Here is a 25,791-nt window from a genome sequence, read left to right as displayed (position 1 = left end):
CGCTCCTGCGGTAAGGACGGTGATGACAGTTCACGCTACCGGGTGCGACCCCGCATGCCGAACAGTGGAAACTACCCCAGAGTAGGGCTTTTCCCCGAACCGGTGGCGTGCGTACGGTGCGGCCATGACCCAGTACCCCGCTCCCCGTGAGCCCCAGGAGTCCGAGTTCAGTCTTGCGCAGCTGTGCGGTGACGGTGCACGGATGGCTCCGCACTGGGTGACCCCGGCGGTCCCCGCGGCCGCGCCGGTCTCCCCCTCGCTCATCCACGGCGTCGAGGTGCCCGCCTCCTCGGCCCGGCTGATCGCCGCCACGTCCGAGTACGGAGCCTGACCCGAGCGCCCGGCGGAACCGACCGCGCGCCGCTCCCGTCCCATGGGTGTCATCCGCGGGGATGCCATGGTCAGGAGGAGCGTGCGGTGAGCAGTACGGAGAACCGGTCCGGGAAGCCCGGGAAGCACGGCCCGCTCCTCGTCGCCTCGGTGGCGGCGGGGGTGCTGCTGGTCGGCGGCGGGGGCGTCTACTACGCGGCCACGGCCGCGGGCGGGGGTGACGGCGCGAAGGCGGCCCCGGCGGCGCCCGCCGCTCCCCCGCCGCTGAACCTGGACGAGAAGGGCGACCGCGGCCCCGGGATCGCGCCCGGCGAGCCCGACCCGGGCGGCGGTCCGAGCGGGACGGTCTACAAGGCCGGGGGTCCGCTCCCCCAGGGGCCGTCGGAGGCCGCGGTGCACCGGCCCGAGGGCCGGGTGACGGCGGCCGAGGTGACCCGGCTGGCCGAGGCCCTGGGCATGTCGGGCACCCCGCGGCTGGTCGGCGAGGTGTGGCGGCTGGCCCCGGACCGGGACGAGTCCGGACCGCGCCTGGACGTCTCGGCGAAGGCGCCCGGGAGCTGGACGTACAGCCAGTACCAGGGCGGCCCGGTGGGCGACACCTGCCTGAAGGGCAAGGCCTGCCCGCCGCCCGGGGAGGCCGTGCCCCCGAGCGGCGGCGGCCCGGTGAGCGAGGCCGCGGCCAAGGCGGCGGTGGCGCCCGTGCTCAAGGCGACCGGCCAGGACGACGCCAAGCTGGACGCCCGCCAGCTGATGAACGGCTCGGTGCGGGTGGTCAACGCGGACCCGGTGGTGGGCGGGCTGCCGACGTACGGCTGGTCGACCGGCATCCACGTGGGTCCGGACGGTTCGCTGGTCGCCGGGAGCGGGAAGCTCAAGGAGCCGGCCGCGGGCGACACGTACCCGGTGGTCGGCGCGCGGAAGGCGCTGGACGAGCTGAACGAGGCCTCGAAGGGGACCGGCCCGATCGGGATCGGCGGCTGCGCGACCGACCCGCCGGCGGGTACGGACGCGGCCGGCGGCGAGCGGCCGGACGTGCCGTGCCGGAGCGCGGTCGACATGGCGCCCCCGGAGGTCGTGACGGTGACCGGAGCGGTGTTCGGGCTCGCCGCGCAGTACGCGGACGGCGAGCCGGTGCTGGTGCCGGCGTGGCTGTTCGAGGCGCGGGGGAAGGCGGGCACCGCGCCGTACACGGTGGTGCGGACGGCGGTGGACGCCCGGTACCTGGCGCCGCCGGCCACGCCCTCGCCCACCCCGGACGAGCGGACGGGGACGGCGCCGGAGCGGCAGATCTCCTCGTTCACGGCGGACCCGACGGCCCGGAAGCTCTCGGTGAGCTTCTGGGGCGGGGTGTGCAGCACCTACACCGTGACGGCCGTGGAGACCCCGCGGAAGGTCGTCGTGCGGATCGCGGAGCGGCCGACCGACCCGGACAAGGTGTGCGTCGCGATGGCCGTGGAGGTCACGAAGACGGTGACGCTGGAGCAGCCGCTGGGCGACCGCCCGGTGGTGGACGGGGCGAGCGGGCAGGCCGTGCCCCGGAAGTGAGCCGAGGCGTCCGCGTCGGACGCGCGAGAGGGCGGCACCCGGCGTCGCGGGTGCCGCCCTCTCGGGTGCTGCGGCTTAGCTGAAGCTGTCGCCGCAGGCGCAGGAGCCCGTGGCGTTGGGGTTGTCGATCGTGAAGCCCTGCTTCTCGATGGTGTCGACGAAGTCGATGGAGGCGCCGCCGAGGTACGGGGCGCTCATGCGGTCGGTGACGACCTTGACGCCGTCGAAGTCCTTGACGACGTCGCCGTCGAGCGAGCGCTCGTCGAAGAAGAGCTGGTAGCGCAGGCCGGAGCAGCCACCGGGCTGAACGGCGACGCGCAGCGCGAGGTCGTCACGGCCTTCCTGGTCGAGGAGGGCCTTGACCTTCGCCGCGGCGGCGTCGGACAGGAGGATGCCGTCGCTGACAGTGGTCTTCTCGTCCGATACGGACATCTGCTTCTCTCCCGGGTTGGTACGGAGACTGCTTGCCGACGGTTGCAACCGGCGGGGCCGCGGATTCATTCCGGGCCGAGGCGTGTCTTTCCCTTTCATGCTCGCACACCTCGGCGCGGAGCCGGGAGCGGCGAGGGCGAGGCGAATTCGTCACATCGACACTATGGACATCGTCAAAGTGACGTGAACCGGTTATGATAGATAGCGTCATTTCGACGAAAAGGCTTTTCGAGGCTCACCGCAGAAGTAGAAAGGGTGCGTGACGTGACCACCGCCCAGCCCCTGGACGTCCAGCCGACGCCGCTCGCCCTGCTGCTCCTCGGCCGCGAGGCCGACCCCAAGAGCGAGCGCGGCGTCGAGTGCCCCGGCGACCTGCCGTCGCCCTCCGACCCGGACCTGGTGGAGCGTGCCCGCGCCGCCAAGGAGAAGCTCGGGGACAAGGTCTTCGTCCTCGGGCACCACTACCAGCGGGACGAGGTCATCCAGTTCGCCGACGTCACCGGTGACTCCTTCAAGCTGGCCCGCGACGCGGCCGCCAAGCCGGAGGCCGAGTACATCGTCTTCTGCGGTGTGCACTTCATGGCCGAGTCGGCCGACATCCTGACCTCGGACGACCAGAAGGTCGTGCTGCCCGACCTGGCCGCCGGCTGCTCGATGGCCGACATGGCCACCGCCGAGCAGGTCGCGGAGTGCTGGGACGTGCTGACCGAGGCCGGCATCGCCGAGCAGGTCGTGCCCGTCTCGTACATGAACTCCTCCGCCGACATCAAGGCCTTCACCGGCAAGCACGGCGGCACCATCTGCACCTCCTCCAACGCGAAGAAGGCCCTGGACTGGGCCTTCGAGCAGGGCGAGAAGGTGCTGTTCCTGCCGGACCAGCACCTGGGCCGCAACACCGCCGTCCGCGACATGGGCATGTCCCTGGACGACTGCGTGGTCTACAACCCGCACAAGCCCAACGGCGGACTGACCGCCGAGCAGCTGCGCGACGCGAAGATGATCCTGTGGCGCGGCCACTGCTCCGTGCACGGGCGCTTCTCGCTGGAGTCGGTCGAGGACGTCCGCGCGCGGATCCCCGGCGTCAACGTGCTGGTCCACCCCGAGTGCAAGCACGAGGTCGTGGCCGCCGCGGACTACGTGGGCTCGACGGAGTACATCATCAAGGCCCTGGAGGCGGCCCCGGCCGGTTCCAAGTGGGCGATCGGCACCGAGCTGAACCTGGTCCGCCGGCTGGCGAACCGGTTCGCCGCCGAGGACAAGGAGATCGTCTTCCTCGACAAGACGGTCTGCTTCTGCTCGACCATGAACCGGATCGACCTGCCGCACCTGGTGTGGACCCTGGAGTCGCTGGCCGAGGGCAAGCTGGTCAACCAGATCCGGGTCGACGAGGAGACCGAGTCCTTCGCCAAGCTGGCGCTGGAGCGGATGCTGGCGCTGCCGTAACGATTCACCCCGGCCACGCCGAGGGGCGCCCCGCGATCGCGGGGCGCCCCTCTCGTGCGTTCCGGGCCCGGGTCAGAGGTCCAGGGCGTCCAGCAGCGTCGCGTCCGCCGGGCTGAGCTCCGGCTGCTCCGCGTTGATCGTCGGGTCGCCCTTGGCCTTCTTCTTCGCCGCCTTCTTCTTCGCGCGGCGCTCCTTGCGGAGCTCCACCATCGCGTAGAGCGTCGGGACGAGCAGCAGGGTGAGCAGGGTCGAGCTGATCAGACCGCCGATGACGACCACGGCCAGCGGCTGGGCGATGAAGCCGCCCTGGCCGGTGATGCCGAGCGCCATCGGGAGCAGGGCGAAGATCGTCGCCAGGGCGGTCATCAGGATCGGGCGGAGCCGGTGCCGGCCGCCCTCGACCACCGCTTCGACGACGCCCAGGCCCTGCGCCCGGTACTGGTTGATCAGGTCGATCAGGACGATCGCGTTGGTGACCACGATGCCGATCAGCATCAGCATGCCGATGAGCGCGGGCACGCCCATCGCGGTGCCGGTGAGCACCAGCAGGCCGAGCGCGCCGGTCGCCGCGAACGGGATGGAGACCAGCAGGATCAGCGGCTGGATCAGCGAGCGGAAGGTCGCGACCAGCAGCATGAAGACGATCGCGATGGCCGCGAGCATCGCCAGGAACAGGTTGACGAAGGCGTCGGACTGGTCCTCGGAGACACCGCCGATGGTCGCCGTCGCGCCGGCCGGCAGCTTCAGCTCCTTGAGCTTGGACTGCAGCGCGGTGCTGACCGCCCCGGTGTTGTCGCCGACCGGGGTGGCGGTGATCGTCGCCGCCCGGGCGCCGTCGATCCGGGTCTTGGAGACCGGGCCCGCCACCAGCTCGACGGTGGCGATGTCACCCAGCTTCACCGGGCCGAGCGGCAGGGCCTTCAGCTCGGCGAGCGTGGTCGCCGGCTTGGCCGAGGTGATGAGGACGTCCCGCTCGGTGTCGTCGAGGATCGCCTTGCCGGACGGGGTGCCGTGCACGGCCTGGCCGACGATCATGCCGAGGGTGGTGGCGTCGAAGCCGGCGTCGGCCGCCTTCGCGTTCGGCCGGACCGAGATCCGCGGGACCGACTGGGACAGGTCGCTCTGGACGTCGCTGACGTCCTTCAGCTGCCCGACCGCGGTCTTCACCTGGTCGGCGGCGGCCTTGAGGACCTGCGGGTCGGCGGCCTTGACCACGACGCTCAGGTCCTGGCTGCCGAAGGCGGCGCCGGCCGAGATGGTCGTGTCGCCGATGCCGTCCAGCTTCGCGAGCTCGCCCTCGATGCTGTCGTGGATCTTCGCGTACGAGGCGGAGTCCTCCAGGGCCACCTGGTAGGTGGCCTGGTTGGCGCCGGTGCCGCCGCCGAAGGCCGCCATGAAGCCGGAGGAGCCGACGGTGACCTGGTAGTCCTTGACGCCGTCCGTGCCCGCCAGGACCTTCTCGACCTTCTTCGCGGCCTCGTCGGCGGCGGTCAGGCTGGTGCCGGGCGCCAGCTCCTGGCGGACGGTCAGGACCTCCTGCTCGCCCTGGTCGAAGAAGTTGGTCTTCAGGAGCGGGGTCATGCCGAAGGTGACCACGAGGACCACGAGGGCGATGGCCACGCTGGTGAGACGGCGCCGGGTGGCGAACCGCAGCACCGGCACGTACAGGCGCTGCAGCCGGCTCCGGTTCTCCTTCTCCTCGGCCCGGCGCCGCGCCTCCTCCTGGTCCTCCGGGGTGCCCTTGGGGGCGCGCAGGAACCAGTACGACAGGACCGGGACGACGGTCAGGGAGACCAGCAGCGAGGCGAGCAGGGCCGCCGTGACGGTCAGCGAGAACGAGCCGAACAGCTGCCCGATCATGCCGCCGACCAGGCCGATCGGCAGGAAGACGGCGACCGTGGTGAGCGTGGAGGAGGTGACCGCGCCGGCCACCTCGCGGACCGCGGTGAGGATCGCGGTCTCGCGCTCCTCGCCGTACGCGAGGTGACGCTTGATGTTCTCCAGGACCACGATCGAGTCGTCGACGACCCGGCCGATGGCGATGGTGAGCGCGCCGAGGGTGAGCATGTTCAGGGAGAGGTCACGGGTCCACAGCACGATGAGAGCGAGGACCACCGAGAGCGGGATGGAGACCGCGGTGACCAGGGTGGAGCGGATCGAGGCGAGGAAGACCAGGATCACCAGGACGGCCATGACCAGACCGAGCATGCCCTCGGTGGTGAGGCCGGAGATGGACTTGGCGACGGCCGGGCCCTGGTCGGAGACGACGGTCAGCTCGGCGCCGGAGCCGAGGTCCTGACGCAGCTTCGGCAGCTTGTCCTTCACCGCGTCGGAGATGCCGACGGCGCTGCCGTCCTGGTCCATGGTGGCGAAGACGGCGAGGCTGGGCTTGCCGTTGGTGCGGGTGAGGGAGACCGGCGCGGACTCCTCCTGCTCGACGGTGGCCACGTCGCCGAGGCGGACCGCCCTGCCCTGCTCGGGCTTGATCCGCAGGTCCTGGATCTGCCGCAGCGAGGTGAAGCCGCCACCGACCTGGACGGTGCGGCTCTTGCCGTCCTCGGAGAAGGCGCCGGCCGGGAGGGTGGCCCCGCCGTTGCGGACGGCCTCGGCCAGCTTCATGGTGTTCAGGCCGGCCGCGGCCAGCTTGCGCGGGTCGGGGGTGATGGAGACCTGGAGGTCCTGGACGCCCGAGACGGAGACCTGGCCGACGCCGTCGATGCCCTCCAGGACGGGGACCACGGTCCGCTCCAGCTGGTCGGCCAGCGCCTGCGGGTCCTTGTCGGAGGAGACCGCGAGGACGACGGTCGGCATGTCGTCCGTGGAACCGGCGATGACCTGCGGGTCGACCGAGTCGGGGAGCTGGGCGCGGGCCCGGTTCACGGCCTGCTGGACGTCGGCGACCAGCTGCTTGGTCGACTCGTCGCCGTAGTCGAAGCTGGCCATGATGACGGCGCTGCCCTCGGAGGCGGTCGAGGTGACGCCCTTGATGCCGTCGACGGCCTTCAGGGAGTTCTCGATCGGCTCGACGACCTGCTTCTCGACCACGTCGGGAGAGGCGCCCTGGTAGGGGGCGAGGACCGAGACCATCGGGAACTCGATCGACGGGAACAGCTGCTGCTTCAGCTGCGGGATCGCTATCGCCCCGAAGACGAGGGCGACGATGGACATCAGGCCGATGAGGGCCCGTTGCTTGAGGCTGAATCTGGACAGCCAGGACATGCGGTCTCACTTCCGTGGCGTACTCGGCAGGCGGCCGGCCACCCCCCGAGGAGCGCCGTCCGGGCACCGCCAGGGGTGCCCGGATACACCATCAGCCATGGGAAGGGGCAGATCCTCGCCCCTCGGACCCAATTCCTTATGCCGCGCATACCGCGTCTGGAGTACGCCGGACCCCGGGCTCACTCCACCCTTGGACGTACGAGCCCCGACTCGTACGCGGTGACCACCAGCTGGGCCCGGTCGCGGGCGCCCAGTTTGGCCATGGTCCGGTTCACATGGGTCTTGACGGTGAGCGGGCTGACGTCGAGCCGCTCGGCGATCTCGTCGTTGGAGTGGCCGCCCGCGACCAGCACCAGGACCTCGCGCTCGCGGGCGGTCAGCGCCCCGAGCCGTTCGGAGTACGCGGGACCCGCCCCGTCCTCCGGCTCCGAACCGCCGCCCTGTGCCAGGAACTTGGCGATCAGGCCCTTGGTCGCGGCCGGGGAGAGCAGGGCCTCGCCCGCCGCCGCGATCCGGATGGCGCCCAGCAGCTCCTCCGGTTCGGCCCCCTTGCCGAGGAAGCCGGAGGCCCCGGCGCGCAGCGACTGCACCACGTACTCGTCGACCTCGAAGGTGGTCAGCATGACGATCCGTACGGCGGACAGCTCCGGGTCCGCGGTGATCATGCGGGTGGCGGCGAGGCCGTCCGTGCCCGGCATCCGGATGTCCATGAGCACCACGTCGGCCCGCTCCGAACGGGCCAGCGCCACCGCCTCGGCCCCGTCGGCGGCCTCGGCGACCACCTCCATGTCCGGCTCGGAGTTCACCAGGACCTTGAAGGCGCTGCGCAGCAGCGCCTGGTCGTCGGCGAGCAGTACCCGGATGGTCACGCTTCCTCCCCGTCGTCGGCGTTCACGGGCAGTATCGCCTGCACCCGGAAGCCGCCCCCGTACCGGGGCGCGGCGGTGAGCGTGCCGCCGAGCGCGGTCACCCGCTCCCGCATGCCGAGCAGGCCGTGCCCGCCGCGGTCGGCGGGGCCGGCGGGGTCGGCGGGGTCGGCGGGGTCGGCGGGGTCGGCGGGCGGCGGCAGCGGGGGCCCGTCGTCCAGGACCGTGATCTCCACGGTCCGGCCGACCCGGACCACGCTCACCTCGGCCCGGGCCTCGGCGCCCGCGTGCTTGCGCACGTTGGTCAGCGCCTCCTGGATGATCCGGTACGCGGCGAGGTCGACGGCGGCCGGCAGGGCGGTCCCCGCGTCGGTGCGGGCCAGCTCCACGGGCAGCCCCGCGTTGCGGAAGGTGGCCAGCAGGCCGTCGAGGACGGCGAGCCCGGACACCGGTTCGGTGGGGGCCTCCGGATCGCCCGACTGGCGCAGCAGCCCGACCGTGGCGCGCAGCTCGTCGAGGGCGGAGCGGCTGGCCGCCCGGACGTGCCCGAGGGCCTCCTTGGCCTGGTCGGGGCGCTTGTCCATGACGTGCGCGGCGACCCCGGCCTGCACGTTGACCAGGGCGATGTGGTGGGCGACCACGTCGTGGAGGTCGCGGGCGATCCGCAGCCGCTCCTCGGCGACCCGGCGGCGGGCCTCCTCCTCGCGGGTGCGTTCGGCCCGCTCGGCCCGCTCCCGGATGGCGTCCACGAAGGCCCGGCGGCTGCGCACCGCGTCGCCGGCGGCCGCGGCCATCCCGGTCCAGGCGAAGACGCCCAGGTTCTCCTGCGCGTACCAGGGGGTGGGGCCGAAGAACATCGCGGAGGCGGTGAGCAGGCCCATGGTGGCGAGGCCGAGCCGCCAGGTGGTGGGGCGGTCGGTCTGCGAGGCGACGGTGTAGAGCGCGACGACGGCGCTCATCGCGACCGGCGACGGCAGTTCGTCGGCGACCAGCTCCAGGAGGGCGAAGCCGGAGGTGACGACCAGCACCGGGATGGGCCGGCGGCGCCGGAGGACCAGGGCGGCGGCCGCGAGCACCATCAGCACGACGCCCTCGGTGGTGGGCGCGCGGGTGCCGAAGGTGGGCCCGTCGGGGCCGTGCGGGTCGGTGAAGGAGCTGATGACCATGGCCACGAGGACCAGGAAGGCGAGGGCGGCGTCGAAGGCGAGCGGATGGGTCCGCTGCCGGTCCCGGGCCCGGGCGAGGAGGGTGCCGTCGGTCGTCACAGCAGGAAACGGTACGGCGCCCCCGGCCGGGGCGGTCGCCGCGGCCCGGTACGGACACCGGTCAGCCCGGGATCAGGCCGTCGTCGGAGAGCATGGCGCGGACCTCTTCGAGGCTCGCGCCGTCGTCCGGGAGGATCAGCTCCGAGGGTTCCAGGGCGTCGTCGGGCAGCGGCTCACCGAGCCGCCGCACGGCGTCGAGGAGGGCGCCGAGGGTCCGGCGGAAACCCTCCTCGTCGCCCGACTCCATCTCTTCCAGAAGCTCGTCGTCCAGCTTGTTCAGCTCGGCGAAGTGACTGTCGGCCAGCTTCCACTGGCCCTCCCCCATGATCCGTACGATCATGACGTGCCGTCCTCCTGAAGGATTGCCCCGAGTCGAGGGAATGGCCCCGAGGGAGTGCCCCCGGGGGCCGCTACTTCTCGAAGCGCGGGTGGGACTGCTGCTGCGACTGGTCCTGCGGGGCGGCGGCGCCGCCCTCGATGGCCTGCTGCTGCGCCGACGGGCCGCCGGCCAGTTCCGCCTTCATGCGCTGGAGCTCCAGCTCGACGTCCGTACCGCCGGACAGCCGGTCGAGCTCCGCCTGGATGTCGTCCTTGCCCAGGCCCGACTGGTCGTCGAGCGCGCCCGAGGCGAGCAGCTCGTCGATCGCGCCGGCCCGCGCCTGGAGCTGGGCGGTCTTGTCCTCGGCCCGCTGGATCGCGAGGCCGACGTCGCTCATCTCCTCCGAGATGCCGGAGAAGGACTCGGCGATCCGGGTCTGCGCCTGGGCCGCCGTGTAGGTCGCCTTGATGGTCTCCTTCTTGGTGCGGAAGGCGTCGACCTTGGCCTGGAGGCGCTGCGCCGCGAGGGTGAGCTTCTCCTCCTCGCCCTGCAGCGTCTGGTGCTGCACCTCCAGGTCGCTCACCTGCTGCTGCAGCGCGGCGCGGCGGGACAGCGCCTCGCGCGCCAGGTCCTCGCGGCCGAGGGCCAGCGCCTTGCGGCCCTGGTCCTCCAGCTTGGCGGACTGGCCCTGCAGCTGGTTCAGCTGCAGTTCGAGCCGCTTGCGGGACGTCGCCACGTCGGCGACGCCGCGGCGCACCTTCTGCAGCAGCTCCAGCTGCTTCTGGTACGAGTAATCGAGGGTCTCGCGCGGATCCTCGGCCCGGTCGAGGGCCTTGTTTGCCTTCGCGCGGAAGATCATCCCCATACGCTTCATGACACCGCTCATGGGCTTCGCGCGCCCCCTTCTGACGGACTCGGCTCCAGCTCTCCAACAGAAACCACAGTACGGTTCCTGCCTCCATTACCGCACTGTTCGGGACCCGATGTGCTCCTCCCCAAGGACGACTGACGATCATCCGTCTCCCGCCCAGGGAGTAGTGGAGCCCCGGTCTCCCCTGCCCAGGGACGCAGGCCGTTAGCGGATCGTTCCCACCGGCGCTGGGGTCCATGCGCGGCACCCCGTACCCTTGGCCTTGTGTTCCGTAGCCGTTCGAAGGATGAGAAGGCCCCCACCGAGAAGGTGACGGCGGACCTCTCCAAGCAGCCCCGCGACCCCGAGGCCCCCAAGGGCCGCCCGACCCCGAAGCGGAGTGAGGCCCAGACCCAGCGCCGGCGCGCGCAGTCCGCGCCGTTGGACCGCAAGGAAGCCGCCAAGCGGCAGCGCGAGGCGCGCCGTGTGGACATGGTCAAGCAGCGCGAGGCGCTGGCCAGCGGCGACGAGCGTTATCTGCCGGCCCGCGACAAGGGCCCGGTCCGGCGCTTCGTGCGTGACTTCGTCGACTCGCGCTTCGCGGTCGCCGAGTTCTTCCTGCCGATGGCCGTGGTCATCCTCGTGCTGTCGCTGTTCGGCAGCAAGGCGCCCCAGCTGCAGACCATCTCCCTGGTCCTGTGGGCCGGTGTGATCGTGATGATCGTCATCGACTCGATCGGCATCGTGTTCCGGCTGCGCAAGCAGCTGAACGCGCGCTTCCCGAACGAGTCGAAGCGCGGCGCCGTCGCGTACGGCCTGATGCGCACGCTCCAGATGCGCCGGCTGCGGCTGCCGAAGCCGCAGGTCAAGCGCGGAGAGCGGCCCTGAGCGCGGACGGCTCCGGTTCGGCGCTGCCCGTCGTCGCCCACTGGCCGGTCGTGCCGGGCGGACTGCGTGACACCGTCCGCCAGGAGTTGATCGCGCGCCAGCTCGACGAGCAGATAGCCGGCCGCTACCCCGTGGGGCAGCGGCTGCGGATCCTCGACGCGGGCATGGGCCAGGGAACCCAGGCCCTGCGCCTGGCCCGGGCCGGGCACACCGTGACCGGCCTGGAGGCCGACCCCGAGCTGTTGAAGGCCGCCCGCGAGTCGCTGGCGACCGAACCGGCCGGGATCCGCGAGCGGGTCCGGCTGATCGAGGGCGACGGGCGCGAGACCGGGGTGCACTTCCTGCCCGGCAGCTTCGACGTCGTCCTCTGCCACGGTGTGCTGATGTACGCCGACGAGCCGGACGCGCTGCTCGCGGGCCTGGCCCGCATGCTGGCCCCCGGCGGCCTGCTCTCCCTGGTGGTCCGCAACGCGGAGGCGCTGGCCATGCGGCCGGGCCTGGCCGGGGACTGGACGGGCGCGCTCGACGCCTTCGAGTCGGACGTGTACACCGACCGCAACGGCACGAAGGTGCGGGCCGACCGGCTCGACGCGCTGACCTCGACCCTCGCCGGGATCGCGGCGCCGCTGCACGCCTGGTACGGCGTGCGGGTCTTCACCGACGGCATCCCCGGCGACGAGGGCCTACCGGCCGCGGACGAGCTGGAGCGCCTGCTCACCGCCGAGGACCGGGCCTCGCGCACGGATCCTTACCGGCGCATCGCGGGACTGCTGCACCTCTGCGGCGTTCGGGGCTGAGCCCACCGGGTGCTCCGGGGTGCGGGCCCCGGGCCCGCACCCCGTCCTCGGACGCTCCGGGCGTCCTAGCCCTCCGCGTCGAGCGGCATCGGGCCGTAGATCTTCGCCCCGTCCTCGGAGAGCGTCACCTGGTCCGCGCCGCCGTCGAGCAGGTCGCGCCAGTTCTCACCGATCCAGGATTCCGCGTCGCCCTGGGTGGGGAACTCCTCGGGGGTCACCGCCGGTGCGACCTCAGTGCCGTCGGACTTCTCGAACCGCCACGTCCATGCCATGCCAGCCTCCGGATGATCGGTTTCCTGCCCGCAGCGTAGCCGGGCGCGCACCGCTTGCGGTGACGCGGGAGGATCTGAGGGTGGAACTGACTCTGCTCGGCACCGGCGCACCCCTCGGACTCCCCCGCCCCGACTGCCCCTGCGCGGTGTGCGCGCTGTCCCGCGGGGAGCGCGCGCGGGCGGCGACCTCGCTGCTCGTGGACGGGGCGCTGCTGCTGGATCTGACCCCGGGGGCCGCGCTGGCCGCGGCCCGGTCGGGGCACTCGCTGGTCGGGGTGCGCCAGGTGCTGCTCACGCATCCGCACGACGGTCCGGCCGTGGAGCTGCCCGCGGGGCTGCCGACGGCGGGGCGGGTGCCGGACGGGCGGGAGCTGACGCTGATCAGCGGGCACCGGGTGCGGGCGGTCTCGATGGACTCGCCGGGCACCGGGTACGAGGTGACCTCGGCGGAGGGCGAGCGGCTGCTCTACCTGCCGCCGGGCGGGGCGGCGGCCGGGCTGCCGGACGACCACCGGCCCCCGTACGACATGGTGGTCGCGGACGTGACGGGCCGCCCGGACGGGCTCGCCCGGCTGCGCGCGATCGGGGCGGTCGGGCCGGGCACGGACGTGATCGCCGCGCACCTGGACCACGACGCGCCCGCCGGAGCCGAGCTGGACCGGCGGCTCGCGGCGGCGGGGGCCCGTGCGGTGCCGGACGGGACGACGCTGTACGTCGGCGAGTACCACGCGGTGCCGGACGTGCCCCGGCGGACCCTGGTGACGGGCGGCGCCCGGTCGGGGAAGTCCGTGGAGGCCGAGCGGCGCCTGGAGACCTTCCCCGAGGTGCTGTACGTGGCGACCGGCGGGACGCGTGAGGGCGACCCGGAGTGGGCGCAGCGGGTGGGGCTGCACCGGGACCGGCGGCCGGGCTCCTGGCGTACCGCCGAGACCACCGACCTCGTGCCGCTGCTCGCCGGGGAGGGCCCGGCGCTGCTGGTCGACTGTCTGTCGCTGTGGCTGACGGACGCCATGGACCGGGTCGGGGCGTGGGACGACGAGCGGTGGGCGGCCGGGGGCCGGGAGGCCCTGGCGGAGCGGGTCGCCGAGCTGGTGGCGGCGGTGCGGGCGACGCCCCGGACGGTCGTGGCGGTGACGAACGAGGTGGGTTCGGGCGTGGTCCCGGCGACGGCCTCGGGGCGCCGCTTCCGCGACGAGCTGGGGCGGCTCAACGCGGCCTTCGCCGACGAGTGCGAGCAGGTGCTGCTGGTGGTCGCGGGTCAGGCGCTGGTGCTGCGCGGGTAGGCCGCCGCCGCGGGCGGGCGGGATCGGCACCCGGGGCCGGGCGTCGCGGGCCCGGCATGATCCGGAAGCCCCCCGGGCCGCCGCCGCGGGCCGGCGGCACGTGACGGACACGGCCCGGGGCCCCGGGTAGGGTTCGAACGTCCTACGGCCATGCCCACGAGCGTATTGACGTCACTAGGCGGAACGAACCTTGAACCTCGACGACTTCTCCGATCTGATCGAGCGCCCCGACGGGGGGATACGGCGTGACGCCGAGGAGCGCAGGGAGCGGCTGAGCGTCCGTCCCGGTGCGCTCGGGCGGCTCGACGAGCTGGGCGAGTGGCTGTCGGCGGCACAGGGCGCGGTGCCGCCGCGGCCGGTGGAGCAGCCGAAGGTGGTGCTCTTCGCGGGCGACCACGGGGTGGCCGCGCTGGACGTGTCCGGGCGGGCCGCCGGCGGCGGGTGCGAACTGGTGCGCGCGGTGCTCGACGGGGCGAGCCCGGTGGCGGTGCTGGCCCGGACCCAGCGGGTGCCGGTGCGCGTGGTGGACGCGGGTCTGGACTGCGATCCGGAGCTGCTGCCGGCCGAGGTGACCCGGCACCGGGTGCGGCGCGGCACGGGCCGGATCGACATCGAGAACGCGCAGTCCCTCGACGAGACCCGGGCGGCCCTGGAGCTGGGCATCGCGATCGCCGACGAGGAGGCCGACTCCGGCACCGATCTGGTGGTGCTCGGGGACCTGAGCGTGGGCGGCACGACCCCCGCCTCGACGCTGATCGCCGCGCTGTGCGGGACGGACGCCTCCGTGGTGACCGGCCGGGGCGGCGCCGGGATCGACGACCTCGCGTGGATGCGCAAGTGCGCGGCGGTCCGGGACGCGCTGCGCCGGGCCCGGCCGGTGCTGGGCGACCAGCTGGAGCTGCTCGCGGCGGTCGGCGGGCCCGATCTGGCGGCGATGACCGGTTTCCTGCTGCAGGCCTCGGTCCGGCGGCTGCCGGTCATCCTGGACGGCGTGGTGGGCGCGGCCTGTGCGCTGGTGGCGCAGCGGGCGGCGTTCCGGGCGCCGGACTGGTGGCTGGCGGGCCAGGTGAGCGGGGAGCCGGCGCAGGCGAAGGCGCTGGACCGGATGTCGCTCAACCCTCTGCTCGACCACGGCGTCACTGTGGGCGAGGGAACCGGGGCGCTGCTCGCTCTCCCCCTCGTCCGGGCCGCCGCGGCGCTGGCCGCGGAGCTGCCGGAGGTGACCACTCCGGTGGCGGAGACCACGCCGGTGGATGACACCGCCGTGGTGGCGGACGAGACGGGCTGAGCCGGATCACGGGCCCGGATGGGGCCGTTCCGCCACGTGCGGACGGTCGCATCCGGCGCCCAGCCATGCAGGGTGATGCCCCATATGATCGCTTTTCATGGGAGAGGTCCGTTTGTCCACCGAAGAAGCGCCCCGGACCACGGTCCGTTCGCGGCGCAGCGCCGCGTTCGCCGTCTGGTACCTGCGGGCCGTCACGTTCATCAATTTCCTGAGCGCCGTGTGGGTCTCGTTCGGCCAGGACCTGCGCCGGCACAACGAGGACAACTACTTCACCCCGTACATGCTCACCGCCGGCTTCGCGTCCGGCGTCTTCACCCTCTTCCTGGCGATCACCATGCGCCGCCGCAAGCGGGCGGCGTGGATCCTCAACCTGGTCCTGAGCGGGCTCTTCCTGCTGCTCTTCGCGCTGGTGATGATCTTCCCGGAGATCCGCCAGCACGCCCAGAACTGGGTCTCGCTGGTCCTGACCGCCGCCTTCTTCGTCTCCCTGCTGCTCGGCCGCAAGGAGTTCTACGCGAAGGGCGACCGCTCCAACCCGCTGCTCGCGGCGGCCGTGGCGGTCGGCGGGCTGCTGGTCACCTCGCTGCTCGCCGCGGTCCTGGTGACCGTCACCAACACCGCGGCCGGCCACTCCACCTTCCTGGAGCGCTGGAAGTACGGCGTGATGCGGCTGATCACCCTGGCCTCGGACGACTCGGCCTACGCCGCGATCGCCACCCCGGGCTGGGTGGACGTGGTCATCAACATCATGTCGACGCTGCTGCTCTTCGCCGTGCTGTTCGCCGCCTTCCGCTCCCGGCGGGCCGTCGACCCGCTCACCGAGGAGGACGAGGACCGGCTGCGGGCGCTGCTCGACAAGCAGGGGGACCGGGACTCGCTCGGCTACTTCGCACTGCGCCGCGAGAAGAGCGTCATCTGGTCGCCCAGCGAGAAGGCCGCCATCGCCTACCGGGTGGTCGGCGGGGTCTCGCTCGCCTCCGGTGACCCGATCGGCGACCCGGAGGCCTGGCCCGGGGCCATCGAGCCCTGGCTGGCCGAGGCCCGCGAGCACGGCTGGATCCCGGCCGTGATGGGCGCGAGCGAGGAGGCCGGCACCATCTACGCCCGGCACGGCCTGGACGCCCTGGAGCTGGGCGACGAGGCCATCGTGGAGACCGACGAGTTCACCCTCGACGGGCGGGCCATGCGCACCGTCCGGCAGGCCTTCAACCGGGTCAAGCGGGCCGGCTACGAGGTCCGCATCCGGCGCCACGAGGACATCCCGGCCGACGAGATGGACGAGCTGCTCCGCAAGGCCGACGACTGGCGCGACGGGGCCACCGAACGCGGCTTCTCGATGGCGCTCGGGCGCCTCGGCGACCCCAGGGACGGCCGCTGCGTGATGCTGGAGTGCTCCGACGAGTCGGGCGAGCTGCGCGCCGTGCTGTCCTTCGTGCCCTGGGGGCCGAAGGGCCTCTCCCTCGACCTGATGCGCCGCGACCGGGACTCCGAGAACGGCCTGATGGAGTTCATGGTGATCGAGCTCCTCCAGCGCGCGAAGGAGATCGGGATCACTCAGGTCTCGCTGAACTTCGCGATGTTCCGGTCCGTCTTCGAACGCGGCTCGAAGCTCGGGGCGGGACCCGTGCTGCGCATGTGGCGTTCGCTGCTCAGCTTCTTCTCCCGCTGGTGGCAGATCGAGTCGCTGTACCGCGCCAACGCCAAGTACCGACCGATCTGGGAGCCCCGCTTCATGCTCTTCGAGAAGAGCGCCGACCTGCTGCGCATCGGCCTCGCCGCCGGACGCGCCGAGGGCTTCCTGGAGGCCCCCGGTCTGCCCAAGTGGCTGCACCGCAAGCACCTGGAGGGACGGCGTTGAGGGGATCGCGCGGCGCACGGGGGGCGCGCGGGTCCCTGAAGGACTTCGCCATACGGGAGTGGGGGCCGCTGTACACGACCGTGCGGACGGCGCTCGTCGCCCGCAGGTGGCGGGCGATCCCCATGACCCTGGCGGCGGTGTGCCTCACCTCCGTCTTCCAGATCGTGCAGAACCAGGACTGGGGCTACCAGCCGGTCCAGGACATCGGCTCGGTGCGGGCCGAGGACCCGCTGGTCCTGGCCCTGCTGCGGACCCCGCTCTCGCTCTTCGTCCCGGCGCTCGACCTGCCGGTGTGGGGCGCGCTGGCACAGGTCCTGCTGGTCTTCGGGATCGCCGAGATCTGCCTCGGCCGGTGGCGGACGCTGCTCGTCGCGTACGCGGCGACGCTGGCCGGCACGCTGTACGCCCGGGTCGGCATCGCGCTCGGCCCGGACGGCCCGCTGGGGCTGCCCGCCTCCGACGCACGGGTGGTGGACACCGGCCCTTCGGCGGCGGTGGTCGGCCTCGCGGTGTACGTGTGCTGGCGCTACCGGGCCCGGTGGACCGGGACGCTGGTGGTCGTGGCGATGGTCGTCGAGGTGCTGATCAAGAACAACCTGGCCGGCAAGGAGCACATCGCCGCCATCGCCGCGGTCCTCGCGGTCATCGCCTTCCAGCGGTGGCGGGAGCGGGGTCAGCGCGGCGGCGGCGCGGAGCCCCGCCCGGGGACGCGCTCCTGGAAGCCGCCGATCAGGTCCTGAGCCCTGCGGCGCACCCGGGTCCAGCGCTTGTCGTGCCGGTAGGCGCGGATCCGGGAGCGGGCCCGGGCCCGGTGGCGCCGGGCGTAGAGGTGCCGGGACCACCAGGAGCCGGGGCGGGCCAGGCGGACCGCGCCGACGATCGCGACGAACGGCACCAGGGTGCCGAGCACGGCCATCCGGAACTTCCCCTTCACCAGGGTGACCAGGACGAAGAGGAAGTTCACCGCGAGGGTCAGGAGGAACGAGGCCCGGTCCTGGCGCTCCTCCGCAGACATGTCGTCCACGCCCAGCGGGGAGAAGCCGGCCAGGGTGAGCAGCACCAGGGCCGCGGTGAGGACGACGACCTCGACGCTCTTGCGGCCGTCGTCCGACCAGTAGACGTCGTCCAGGTGCAGGATCAGCGCGAACTCGTCCAGGACGAGCCCCGCGCCGACCCCGAAGAGCACCGCGAAGACGGCCGCCCCCACCCCCTCCCGCCCGCTGGCGACCGCCCCGAAGCCGCCGAGGACGGTCAGCACCACGCCCGGCACCACGTGGTGGATGTGCAGCCCGCCGGAGGAGACGTTGCGGAACGGGCCCTTGCCGGCCCGGATGAGCCGGGTGACCGTCCGGGTGACCGCGAAGGTCAGCACGAAGGAGGTCAGGGCGAGGAACAGCGGGAGCTTCCCGGGTTCGACGATGTTGCGCGAGAACCAGTGACCCATGCCACCCCTCTGCCGATTGGCCGCTTTCGTACCCTATGGCCAATTTAGCGTCCGGGCGCGTGGCACTACCCTTCCGCGGATGGACGGCCTGCGTTTCGCCTTCGGCACCCTCACGGTGCTCCCCGCCCGCATCACCCGCTGGGACCGCGACGCGGCCCGCGCCGGGATGCTCTGCGCCCCGCTCGCGGGCCTCGTCGTCGGTCTGTGCGCGGCCGCGGTGGGCGGGCTGTTCCTGCTGCTCGGCGCGGGTCCGCTGCTGGCCGCCGTCCTCACGGTCGCCGTCCCGGCGCTGATGACCCGCGGCCTCCACCTCGACGGGCTCGCCGACACCGCCGACGGCCTCGGCAGCGCCAAGCCCGCCGAGGACGCGCTGCGCATCATGAAGCAGTCCGACATCGGCCCCTTCGGCGTGATCGCCGTCCTCTTCGCCCTGCTGGCCCAGGTCGCCGCGCTCCACGAGCTCTACGCCGAGGGCTGGGCCACCGGCGCGGCCGCCGCCGTCCTCGCCGCCACCACCGCCCGCCTCGCCCTCACCCACGCCTCCCGCCACGGCGTCCCGGCCGCCCGCCCCGAGGGCCTCGGCGCGGTCGTCGCCGCGACCGTCCCGCTCCGCCCCGCCGCCCTGACCACCGCCCTGCTGCTCGCCCTCTGCGCGGCGGCCGGTGCCCTCTTCTCCCCGTACGACGCCCTCCGCCTCCCGCTGGCCGCCCTCGCCGCCCTCGGCGTCGCCGAACTGCTGCTGCGGCGGTGCGTGCGGCGCTTCGGCGGGGTGACGGGGGACGTGTTCGGCGCGGTGGAGGAGACGGCGGCGACGGCGGCGCTGGTGGCGCTCACCCTGGGGTGAGCCCCGGCGTGCCGCCCGGGCCGCCCCTGGTCCGGTGACCGCCCGTCAGCAGGCCCGCCGCCACGCCCCCAGGTCGTACTCCTTCCGGAGCGAGCTGAGGCCGAGCCCGCGGGTGCGCGGGCAGAACTCGGCCGGCTCCCGCTCGTACTCGACGTGGAACACCGCCTTGCCGGCCTTCACGAAGGGGGCCAGCAGCTCGCACTCCTCGTACTGCGCGCACTGCTCGTTGACCGCGAAGTCGAAGTCCGGCAGGAGCTCGGGGATCTGGTCCAGGTCGTTCTTCAGGCCGACGGCCAGGCCGCGGTCGTGGGCCAGGCGGGCGATCAGGCGGTTGTAGCGGAGCTGGTCGGCGGCGGTGAGGGGGAAGCCGGTGGGGTTGCGGTAGCCGTCCATGTTGTCCGGCTCGACCGCGTCGAAGCCCTTCGCCCGGCACATGTCCAGGCGGGCCGCCATCAGCGGGGCGAGCAGGTCGGTGCGGCGGATGTCGAGCCAGCGCTCGCCCTGCCAGCCGTTGCCCTTGCCGAGGAGGGCCTTCGGGAAGCGTCCCGCGTCCGGGCGGAAGTCCTCCCAGGCGCCGGTGGAGAGGTAGCAGATCACCTTGCGGCCCCGCCGGTGCAGGTCGGCGACGGTGGCCGCCGGGTGGTCGAAGCCGTCGATGTCGTAGACGGGGACGTCCACGGACGGGTCCAGTCGCCCGCTGAGCTGCCACTGCCAGGCCAGGCCGGGGCGGGGCTGCCAGCGGGCGGCCGGTTTCGGGTCGGAGGAGCGGGGGCGGGGCTCGGCGGGCGGGGCGGCCGTGCAGGCGGTCAGGAGGAGCAGGAGGCCCAGCACGGCCGACAGGACCGGCAGGGCGCGCGGGGGCGGCGGGACCGGCAGGGCGCGCGGGGCCGGCAGGATCGGCGGGCGTCTCATCGGGTGGGCTCCAGGGTGTGCGGCAGGGTGCCCCAGGGGTGGGCGCCCGTGCCCGGGACCGCGCAGTGCACCGGGGTCGCGGGGCGGACGTCCGCCGGGGCCGCGTACACCAGGTGGCAGTAGTGGTCGGCGACCGGCAGGTCGAGGTGCCGGTAGGAGTCCCAGGGGCCCTCGAAGGTCACCAGGAGGTCGGCGAGGGCCTCGTAGCCGGGGGCGGGGTGGGCGCCGTGGTTCAGGACCAGGGTGCGCAGCCCGGCGGCCCGCGCCGAGACGACCAGGCGCCGGTAGTGCGGCAGCGCGGAGGGCTCCGTCGGCACCTGGTCGAGGAAGGCGCCGTCCGCCGCGTACCAGTCGCGGTGCCGCACCAGGTCGGAGACGACCTCGGCGTGCGGGCGGCGCCCGTAGTCGGTGTCCGCGTAGCCGAGGACCCGCACCCCGGCGGCCCGCAGCCGGCCCGCCAGCTCGGCGAAGGCCGGGTCGGCGGAACGGCCCGCGCCGCTCGCCGGGTTGAGGACGACCCCGTAGAGGGCGGGGGCCGCCGCCACGACGGCGGCCCAGTCCTCGGGGCGGTCGGCGGGGTGCTCGTAGAAGGGGACGAGAAGGGAGGAGCGGGAGGAACAGGAGGAGGTAGTCACAGTTCGGGCCCTAGAAGCGGTGGGAGGTCGGTCGGACCAGCAGGACACACGTGAGCACGCACAGCACCAGTGCCGCCAGGCCCGCCGCCACCGGCCCCGCGGCCGGCACCAGCGTCTGCGCGCCCGCGGCCAGCAGGCACACCGAGGCGGCGCCCGCCACCCCGCCGAAGGCCTGCATCAGCAGCCCCAGCCACAGCACCGCGCCCACCAGGAGCAGCGAGCCGATCCGCCCGGGGCCGACGGCCGCGGCGCCCGGCCAGAGCGCGGCGGCGGTGAGGGTCAGGGCGGCCAGCACGCCCAGGTACGCGCCCAGGCAGCGGGCGAGCATGCCGGCGACGGCCCGGCGGAACTCGTAGGCCGTGGTCAGCAGCCGCAGCCGGGTGAGGCTCGCGCCGCGGAAGCGGTGCAGCAGCCATTCGGCCGGGCCCATGGAGAGGGTCAGCGCGATGACCGCGTCGGCCCCCGCGTAGAGCACGAGCAGTCCGCTGCCCAGGCCGAACAGGCCGTACGGGACGGAGGCCGCGAACGGCGGCCCGCCCCGGCCCCGGGCGGGGCGCCGCTCCCCCGGTCCGGGCCGCAGCGCCCGCCCGGCGCAGACCGCCGTCGCCGTGAGCGAGGCGAGCAGCAGGGCGATCCGGAGCGGGTCCGGCAGGTCGTGGCGGAACGCGGGGACGGCTCCGGCGAGCGGCAGCAGCGCGCCCAGCAGGGCCCGTTCGCGGCCCAGCACGAGCAGCACGGTCGCGGCCCCCAGGTACACCGCCTGGCCGGCCCCGAACAGGGCCGCCGGGGCCTCGCCCGGTCCCGCGGCGGCCACGGCGACGGCCGCGCCCGCGAGGGCTCCGGCCGGGGCGCCGGTGAGCAGCGCGCGGGCGGCGGCCCGCCGGTCGCCGAGGCCGAGCCAGGTGTAGGCGCGGTGGGACAGCGCCTGGTTCCAGACCCAGCCGGTGACCGCCCCGGCGAACAGCGGCACGGTGCCGGGCGGCAGCCCGTACCGGCCCGGTCCGGTGGCCAGCAGCGGGGCGCCGAGCACGTAGGCGAGCCCGGGCAGGGCGAAGACGAGGCCGCGCAGCAGGCAGCCGGCGAGCCCGGTGTGCCAGGGGTCGGCGGGCGGGGCCTCGGGGGCGGCGTGCCGGCGCTCGACGCGGGCGTAGAGGTCCTCGGCGAGGGCGAAGGAGTCGTCGCGGCCGTAGGTGAGGCGGATGTGCGCGTCGGTCATGCCGTCGGATTCCAGGATCGCCGCTATCTCGTCGGGGTGGACCGCGGCGGCGGCCAGGTCGTCCAGTCGGGCGGCGAGTTCGTCCAGGGGGTCGGCGGCCAGGTCCGGCGCCGCGGGGTCCGCGGGCCCCTGCGGGGGCGTGGTCCGCTGACGGGGGATCACCGGGAGGGTGTCCCCGGTCGTGCCGGGCTTCAGCCAGAGGGAGCCGCTCATGCCCGGGCACCTCCCAGCAGTTCGGCGCGCCAGGGGTCGGTGAGGCGGGTGGTCCAGTCGCCGGTCTCGGCGGGCGGCGCGGTCGGCCGCCGGCCCGCGAGTTCGAGGTAGATCCGGCGGAAGCCGTCGACCGAGCGGTGCAGGGTGAAGCGGTCGACCACGCGCTGCCGGGCGTCCCGGGCCAGGGCGGCGCGCCGGGTGTCGTCGTGGAGGAGTCCGGCGACGGCCGCGGCCATCACGGCCGGTTCCCGGGGCGGGACGACCAGGCCGGTGTCGCCGACGGCCTCGCGGACCCCGCCGACGTCCGTGGAGACGGTGGCCCGGCCGCAGGACATGGCCTCGATGAGGGAGAAGGGGAAGCCCTCGCTGATCGAGGAGAGCATCACGATGTTGCCGGCCGCGTAGGCCCCGGCGACGTCGGAGGTGCGGCCCTCGAAGCCGACCCCGTCGGCGACGCCGAGTTCGGCGGCGAGCTTCTCCAGCCGGGTGCGGTAGTCCTCGTTGCCCGCCGGGACGGGGCCGAAGAGCCGGAGCAGGAGTTCGGGGATCTCGGCGCGGACGATCGCGTACGCCCGGATCAGGGTCTCCAGGTCCTTGATCGGGTCGACCCGGCCGACCCAGCTGAGGGTGGGCGTCTCCGGTTCGGGCCCGGCCCAGGGGAAGGCGGCGGGGTCGACGCCGTTGTAGACGGTGCGGATGCGGTCGGCGGGGGCGCCGCCGCGCTCCTCCCAGCGCCGGTTGTACTGGTTGCAGGGGGTGATGAGGTCGGCCTTGCGGTAGCCGAGGGAGTTGAGCTCGCGGTAGAAGCCGAGCATGAGGGCCTTGACCGGCCAGCGCTGGGCCTCGGTGCGGTAGCCGAGGTAGCGCTCGCGGAGGTAGATGCCGTGTTCGGTGAGCAGGAAGGGCACCCCTTCGAAGTGCTGGGCGGCGAGCGCCGGCAGCGTGGCGAGACCGCTGGAGACGGCGTGCGCCACGCGGTCGCCGGGTATCCGGGCGGCGAGCGGGCGCAGGGCGTGTTCGAGCAGGTCGGTGGCGGTGAGGGCGTCGTGGACGGTGGGCCTGGCCACGGCCGTCGGCAGGTGTGGCATGGCCCAGATCCACATGAGGGAGCGCAGCACCCGCTCGGAGCGCAGGGCGGCGGTCAGGCGTCCCTGGCGGGCGAGTTCGGCCAGGGCGTAGAGGCCCTCGCCGAAGTCGCAGCCCGCGCTGGGGTCGAGGATCGAGAGCAGGAAGCGCTCGTAGGTGTCGAGGAAGCGGCGGCGTGCCCGGCCCCGAAGGGCCCCGCCCCGCTCCGGGGTGCCCCAGAGCGGGAAGGAGCGGTGCTCGGAGATGTTCGGCGGCAGCTCCCAGGTCACGGGTTCGCGGCCGCTGCCGGTGAGGGCGAGGATGCGGAAGTCGACCTCGGGCATGCCGCGGACGAGCTGGTCGCACCAGGTGCTGACGCCCCCGTGCACGTGTGGATAGGTGCCTTCGGTGAGCATGGTGACGTGACGGCCACTGCTCGGCATGTGAGTCCCCCCGGACGTGCTGGCGTGGTCAGGTGGTGGGCAGTTTGAGCGTGATCGAGGTCTGCAGCAGCTCGGGGCCGGTCCAGGCGGACCGGGTGCCCGCGTACGCCGTGCCGAAGGCCGTGGTGCCGAGCAGGAGTTGCTTGCGGGTGCCCTCGGGGGCGGTGAGCGGGACGTCCACGCCGGAGGGGGCCTTCACGGTGACGGTGGCGCCGACCCGGTAGGCGGTGACCTTGCCGTCGGCGAGCGCCCGCTCCCAGGCGGCGCGGCGGTCCAGCTCGGTGCCGACGTCCTTCTGGCGCGGGTTGACCAGCGGCGTGTTGGCCGCGAAGAGCTCGCGGTAGTCGGCGAGGACCTTGTCGAGGACCGGGTAGAGGATGCGCTCCTCGGCGAGGTTGGACTGGTGCACGTAGTGCGGGCGCGGGTCGTTGCCCATGACGTGGGAGAGGGCGGTGCGGGCCTCCTGCGGCGCGATGTGCTCCGCGTAGCCGGTGGCCGGGTCGAGCGGGGCGGGCAGGCAGGTGGAGGCCGGGTTGGACTCGCAGATCCCGCTGCCGCCGTCGGCGCGCGAGGTGTAGATCCAGTTGTACTCGTCGGTCATCTCGGCGGCGGTGCCCACGTTGTAGTACACGTTCATGGGGTGGCGGGGCACGGTCTGCGCGGCGAGGGAGCCGGTGCCGACGGAACGTTGCTGCGGTTCGCGCGAGTTGTCGCTCGCGGTCCACTCCACGCCGTTGTCGGCGAGCGCCCCGGCGAGGTTGGGGTTGTCCGCGGGCTGCTGGGGCAGCGTCTTCAGGCCGGAGTGCTCACCGGTGACCAGCTCGGTGCGGTCGACGGAGACGCCCTTGCCGAGGGCCCAGTTCAGGTTGTCGCGGATCTGGGCGGAGATCTCGCTGCGGCTGGTCCACTTCACGGCCCCGGTCACCGGGTCCTTGGCGCACTGCCAGGGGACGGTGGTGTTGTCCTGGACGCAGCCGAGGAACGGATGGGTGTAGGTGTGGTTGACCCAGCGGTACTGGGCGCGGTCGGCGAGCAGCCGGGTGGCGAGCGGGTCGGTGCCGCCGTGCTCGGTCTTCCACTGCTCGCCCTGGCCGCCGTTGTAGACCAGGTCGAGGAGGAGGCCGGAGGACTTCTGCCAGGCGGCCGCGTACTGGGCGTCGGCGGCGGTCATCCGGATCGGGTTCTCGGCCTCCCCGTCGCCGCCGGGGCAGTCGAGGTCGCCGGGGGTGCAGTTGCGCGCGGTGTCCCAGCGGGCGTCGGGGGCGAGCACGTCGTCGACGTGGACCGAGAGGTAGTTGCGCTCCTGCCCGAGGTGGACGCCCTGGGTGAGCCATTCGACGATGCCGCGGGCCAGCGCCCGGAACTGGCGCTGGTAGCGGTTGTACGCGAAGGAGACCACCAGCTCGCGCCGCCCGTCGTGGGCGTACTCGCCGATCAGGCTGGCCCGGGCGCCGCCCGCGACGGGCATGTCCAGGTAGCTGGTGTAGCCGGCCCGGGGGCGGCCGGCGTAGCCGTAGCTCTCGGAGACGGACGGGTCGTTGTCCTCGAAGTCCACCGCCCCCCTGAGGTGCCGGAAGGGGCCGCCCTGCCCGGCGGGCGTGACGTAGGCGCGGGCGCCGTCGAGGACGCCGGAGTAGCCGCCGTCGGAGGTGTAGTCGAGCCCGACGCCGGGGTGGGCCCAGGTGTACGCGTCGACCTGCGGGATGCCGAAGGTCTTCTCGTACGCGACGAGGGCGGCCTGCTCCGCGGAGTCGGGGCCGAAGACGGCCTCGTGCGGGAGGACGACGCCCTGGTACTTGGCGCGGGGGCGGCCGGTCACCGGGTCGCTGGGCTCGCTGAGGAAGGCGGCGGTGAGCGTCGGGCGGTTCGCGTCGTTCAGGTCGAGCGTGCGGTAGGGCACCCCGGAGCCCTTCAGCTCGGCGGTGATCGCCTCGACCGCGCTGCCGCCGTCGTCGACGACGAGCACCGTGAGGTCCACGCGCGGGGCCTGCTCGGCGGCGCCCGCCTGTGCGGACGGGACGACGGTGGCGAGCAGGCCGGCGGCGGCGAGGACCGCGAGGCGCCCGGACAGGGGCGTGCGCGGCGGGCGGTGCGCACGGGGTGTGCGGGCGGTTCTGGGCGTACGGATTCGGCCGGAGTCCATCGGACGGTGTCCCCCCTCGGGCAGGCCCGCCCGGTCGGGGGGACCTGTGGAGATGCTGCAGAGGATGCAAAGGCGAGGGCGTCGCCCTTGCGCGATTGAGGCGAGTGTGAAGGAGCTCCCGGACCCGGCGGGGTAAACATGAAAGAGACACCACGGATGAGTGAATCACCGCCGCCGTGAGCGAACACGGCGAGCGGGCGTAGGCTCGTTCTCGGCGCTCA

23 protein-coding genes are annotated in these 25,791 nt (G+C 73.5%); 10 read left to right on the top strand and 13 right to left on the bottom strand.

Annotated elements, in window-relative coordinates:
- Window positions 1-124: 124 nt before the first annotated feature.
- Both ABD981_RS29065 and ABD981_RS29060 read left to right on the top strand, forming a co-directional pair.
- Window positions 125-331: a hypothetical protein gene (locus tag ABD981_RS29065; RefSeq protein ID WP_046908937.1), complete on the top strand. Its 207-nt coding sequence runs from the start codon at window positions 125-127 to the stop codon at window positions 329-331.
- Window positions 332-417: 86 nt separating this feature from the next.
- Complete coding sequence (locus ABD981_RS29060) at window positions 418-1,875, top strand: hypothetical protein (RefSeq protein WP_046908936.1); 1,458 nt, start codon at window positions 418-420, stop codon at window positions 1,873-1,875.
- Window positions 1,876-1,950: 75 nt separating this feature from the next.
- Here the strand turns inward: ABD981_RS29060 and ABD981_RS29055 are convergent, their stop codons facing one another.
- Window positions 1,951-2,307, bottom strand: coding sequence for a HesB/IscA family protein (locus ABD981_RS29055; RefSeq protein WP_018848827.1), 357 nt, complete (start codon window positions 2,305-2,307; stop codon window positions 1,951-1,953).
- 255 nt (window positions 2,308-2,562) lie between these two features.
- On the opposite strand from ABD981_RS29055, the gene nadA reads away from it, so the two are divergent.
- Window positions 2,563-3,750, top strand: coding sequence for a quinolinate synthase NadA (nadA, locus tag ABD981_RS29050; protein WP_046908935.1), 1,188 nt, complete (start codon window positions 2,563-2,565; stop codon window positions 3,748-3,750).
- Between the two features lie 72 nt (window positions 3,751-3,822).
- Here the strand turns inward: nadA and ABD981_RS29045 are convergent, their stop codons facing one another.
- The 5 genes from ABD981_RS29045 to ABD981_RS29025 form a co-directional block, all read right to left on the bottom strand.
- A complete protein-coding gene (locus tag ABD981_RS29045) occupies window positions 3,823-6,969 on the bottom strand; it encodes an efflux RND transporter permease subunit (RefSeq protein ID WP_046908934.1) in 3,147 nt (1,048 codons plus the stop codon).
- A gap of 179 nt (window positions 6,970-7,148) precedes the next feature.
- Window positions 7,149-7,838 carry a response regulator gene (locus ABD981_RS29040; protein ID WP_046908933.1) on the bottom strand — a complete coding sequence of 230 codons (690 nt, stop codon included), beginning with the start codon at window positions 7,836-7,838 and terminating at the stop codon, window positions 7,149-7,151.
- Complete coding sequence (locus ABD981_RS29035) at window positions 7,835-9,100, bottom strand: sensor histidine kinase (protein WP_046908932.1); 1,266 nt, start codon at window positions 9,098-9,100, stop codon at window positions 7,835-7,837. Before ABD981_RS29035 ends, ABD981_RS29040 begins: the two co-directional genes overlap by 4 nt.
- 61 nt (window positions 9,101-9,161) lie before the next feature.
- Window positions 9,162-9,440 carry a PspA-associated protein PspAA gene (gene pspAA, locus ABD981_RS29030; RefSeq protein ID WP_046908931.1) on the bottom strand — a complete coding sequence of 93 codons (279 nt, stop codon included), beginning with the start codon at window positions 9,438-9,440 and terminating at the stop codon, window positions 9,162-9,164.
- 70 nt (window positions 9,441-9,510) lie between these two features.
- Window positions 9,511-10,305 carry a PspA/IM30 family protein gene (locus ABD981_RS29025; RefSeq protein ID WP_123954651.1) on the bottom strand — a complete coding sequence of 265 codons (795 nt, stop codon included), beginning with the start codon at window positions 10,303-10,305 and terminating at the stop codon, window positions 9,511-9,513.
- Window positions 10,306-10,554: 249 nt separating this feature from the next.
- On the opposite strand from ABD981_RS29025, the gene ABD981_RS29020 reads away from it, so the two are divergent.
- Together ABD981_RS29020 and ABD981_RS29015 are read left to right on the top strand one after the other, a co-directional pair.
- Window positions 10,555-11,157, top strand: a complete 603-nt coding sequence (locus ABD981_RS29020) for a DUF3043 domain-containing protein (protein WP_046908929.1) — start codon at window positions 10,555-10,557, stop codon at window positions 11,155-11,157.
- Window positions 11,158-11,207: 50 nt separating this feature from the next.
- Window positions 11,208-11,954 (top strand): class I SAM-dependent methyltransferase, encoded by a 747-nt coding sequence (locus tag ABD981_RS29015; protein WP_240495303.1) that lies wholly within the window; start codon window positions 11,208-11,210, stop codon window positions 11,952-11,954.
- A 65-nt stretch (window positions 11,955-12,019) separates the two neighbouring features.
- On the opposite strand, the gene ABD981_RS29010 is transcribed toward ABD981_RS29015, so the two are convergent.
- Window positions 12,020-12,226, bottom strand: coding sequence for a hypothetical protein (locus ABD981_RS29010; protein WP_046908928.1), 207 nt, complete (start codon window positions 12,224-12,226; stop codon window positions 12,020-12,022).
- Window positions 12,227-12,306: 80 nt separating this feature from the next.
- Here ABD981_RS29010 and ABD981_RS29005 point away from each other — a divergent pair, with 80 nt between their 5' ends.
- From ABD981_RS29005 to ABD981_RS28990, 4 genes are all read left to right on the top strand, one after another.
- Window positions 12,307-13,509 carry a bifunctional adenosylcobinamide kinase/adenosylcobinamide-phosphate guanylyltransferase gene (locus tag ABD981_RS29005; protein WP_046908927.1) on the top strand — a complete coding sequence of 401 codons (1,203 nt, stop codon included), beginning with the start codon at window positions 12,307-12,309 and terminating at the stop codon, window positions 13,507-13,509.
- Window positions 13,510-13,699: 190 nt separating this feature from the next.
- The gene (gene cobT, locus ABD981_RS29000; RefSeq protein WP_046908926.1) at window positions 13,700-14,797 is read left to right on the top strand and encodes a nicotinate-nucleotide--dimethylbenzimidazole phosphoribosyltransferase; all 1,098 of its coding nucleotides are present in this window, start codon (window positions 13,700-13,702) and stop codon (window positions 14,795-14,797) included.
- A 97-nt stretch (window positions 14,798-14,894) separates the two neighbouring features.
- Window positions 14,895-16,655, top strand: coding sequence for a phosphatidylglycerol lysyltransferase domain-containing protein (locus ABD981_RS28995; protein ID WP_046908925.1), 1,761 nt, complete (start codon window positions 14,895-14,897; stop codon window positions 16,653-16,655).
- On the top strand, window positions 16,652-17,395 hold the full coding sequence (locus ABD981_RS28990; RefSeq protein WP_240495302.1) for a hypothetical protein: 744 nt from the start codon (window positions 16,652-16,654) through the stop codon (window positions 17,393-17,395). The genes ABD981_RS28995 and ABD981_RS28990 overlap by 4 nt, the downstream gene beginning before the upstream one ends.
- On the opposite strand, the gene ABD981_RS28985 is transcribed toward ABD981_RS28990, so the two are convergent.
- Entirely contained in the window at window positions 17,329-18,099 is a 771-nt protein-coding gene (locus ABD981_RS28985) for a hypothetical protein (RefSeq protein WP_046908924.1), read from the bottom strand. The genes ABD981_RS28990 and ABD981_RS28985 overlap by 67 nt on opposite strands.
- A gap of 79 nt (window positions 18,100-18,178) precedes the next feature.
- On the opposite strand from ABD981_RS28985, the gene ABD981_RS28980 reads away from it, so the two are divergent.
- Window positions 18,179-18,943 carry an adenosylcobinamide-GDP ribazoletransferase gene (locus tag ABD981_RS28980; protein WP_046908923.1) on the top strand — a complete coding sequence of 255 codons (765 nt, stop codon included), beginning with the start codon at window positions 18,179-18,181 and terminating at the stop codon, window positions 18,941-18,943.
- A 45-nt stretch (window positions 18,944-18,988) separates the two neighbouring features.
- Here the strand turns inward: ABD981_RS28980 and ABD981_RS28975 are convergent, their stop codons facing one another.
- The 5 genes from ABD981_RS28975 to ABD981_RS28955 are packed head-to-tail and all read right to left on the bottom strand — an operon-like array spanning window position 18,989 to window position 25,570.
- Window positions 18,989-19,855, bottom strand: a complete 867-nt coding sequence (locus tag ABD981_RS28975; RefSeq protein ID WP_046908922.1) for an endo alpha-1,4 polygalactosaminidase — start codon at window positions 19,853-19,855, stop codon at window positions 18,989-18,991.
- Entirely contained in the window at window positions 19,852-20,490 is a 639-nt protein-coding gene (locus ABD981_RS28970; RefSeq protein ID WP_046908921.1) for a spherulation-specific family 4 protein, read from the bottom strand. The genes ABD981_RS28975 and ABD981_RS28970 overlap by 4 nt, the downstream gene beginning before the upstream one ends.
- Before the next feature lie 10 nt (window positions 20,491-20,500).
- A complete protein-coding gene (locus ABD981_RS28965; protein ID WP_046908920.1) occupies window positions 20,501-21,919 on the bottom strand; it encodes a hypothetical protein in 1,419 nt (472 codons plus the stop codon).
- Window positions 21,916-23,427 (bottom strand): GT4 family glycosyltransferase PelF, encoded by a 1,512-nt coding sequence (gene pelF, locus ABD981_RS28960; RefSeq protein ID WP_046908919.1) that lies wholly within the window; start codon window positions 23,425-23,427, stop codon window positions 21,916-21,918. The genes ABD981_RS28965 and pelF overlap by 4 nt, the downstream gene beginning before the upstream one ends.
- 28 nt (window positions 23,428-23,455) lie before the next feature.
- The gene (locus ABD981_RS28955) at window positions 23,456-25,570 is read right to left on the bottom strand and encodes a hypothetical protein (RefSeq protein WP_123954649.1); all 2,115 of its coding nucleotides are present in this window, start codon (window positions 25,568-25,570) and stop codon (window positions 23,456-23,458) included.
- Between the last annotated feature and the right edge of the window lie 221 nt (window positions 25,571-25,791).

The organism is Streptomyces showdoensis (assembly GCF_039535475.1).
GTDB lineage: Bacteria > Actinomycetota > Actinomycetes > Streptomycetales > Streptomycetaceae > Streptomyces > Streptomyces showdoensis.
The sequence above is the reverse complement of the archived record's forward strand: the minus strand, read 5'-3'. Positions and strand labels throughout refer to the sequence as shown.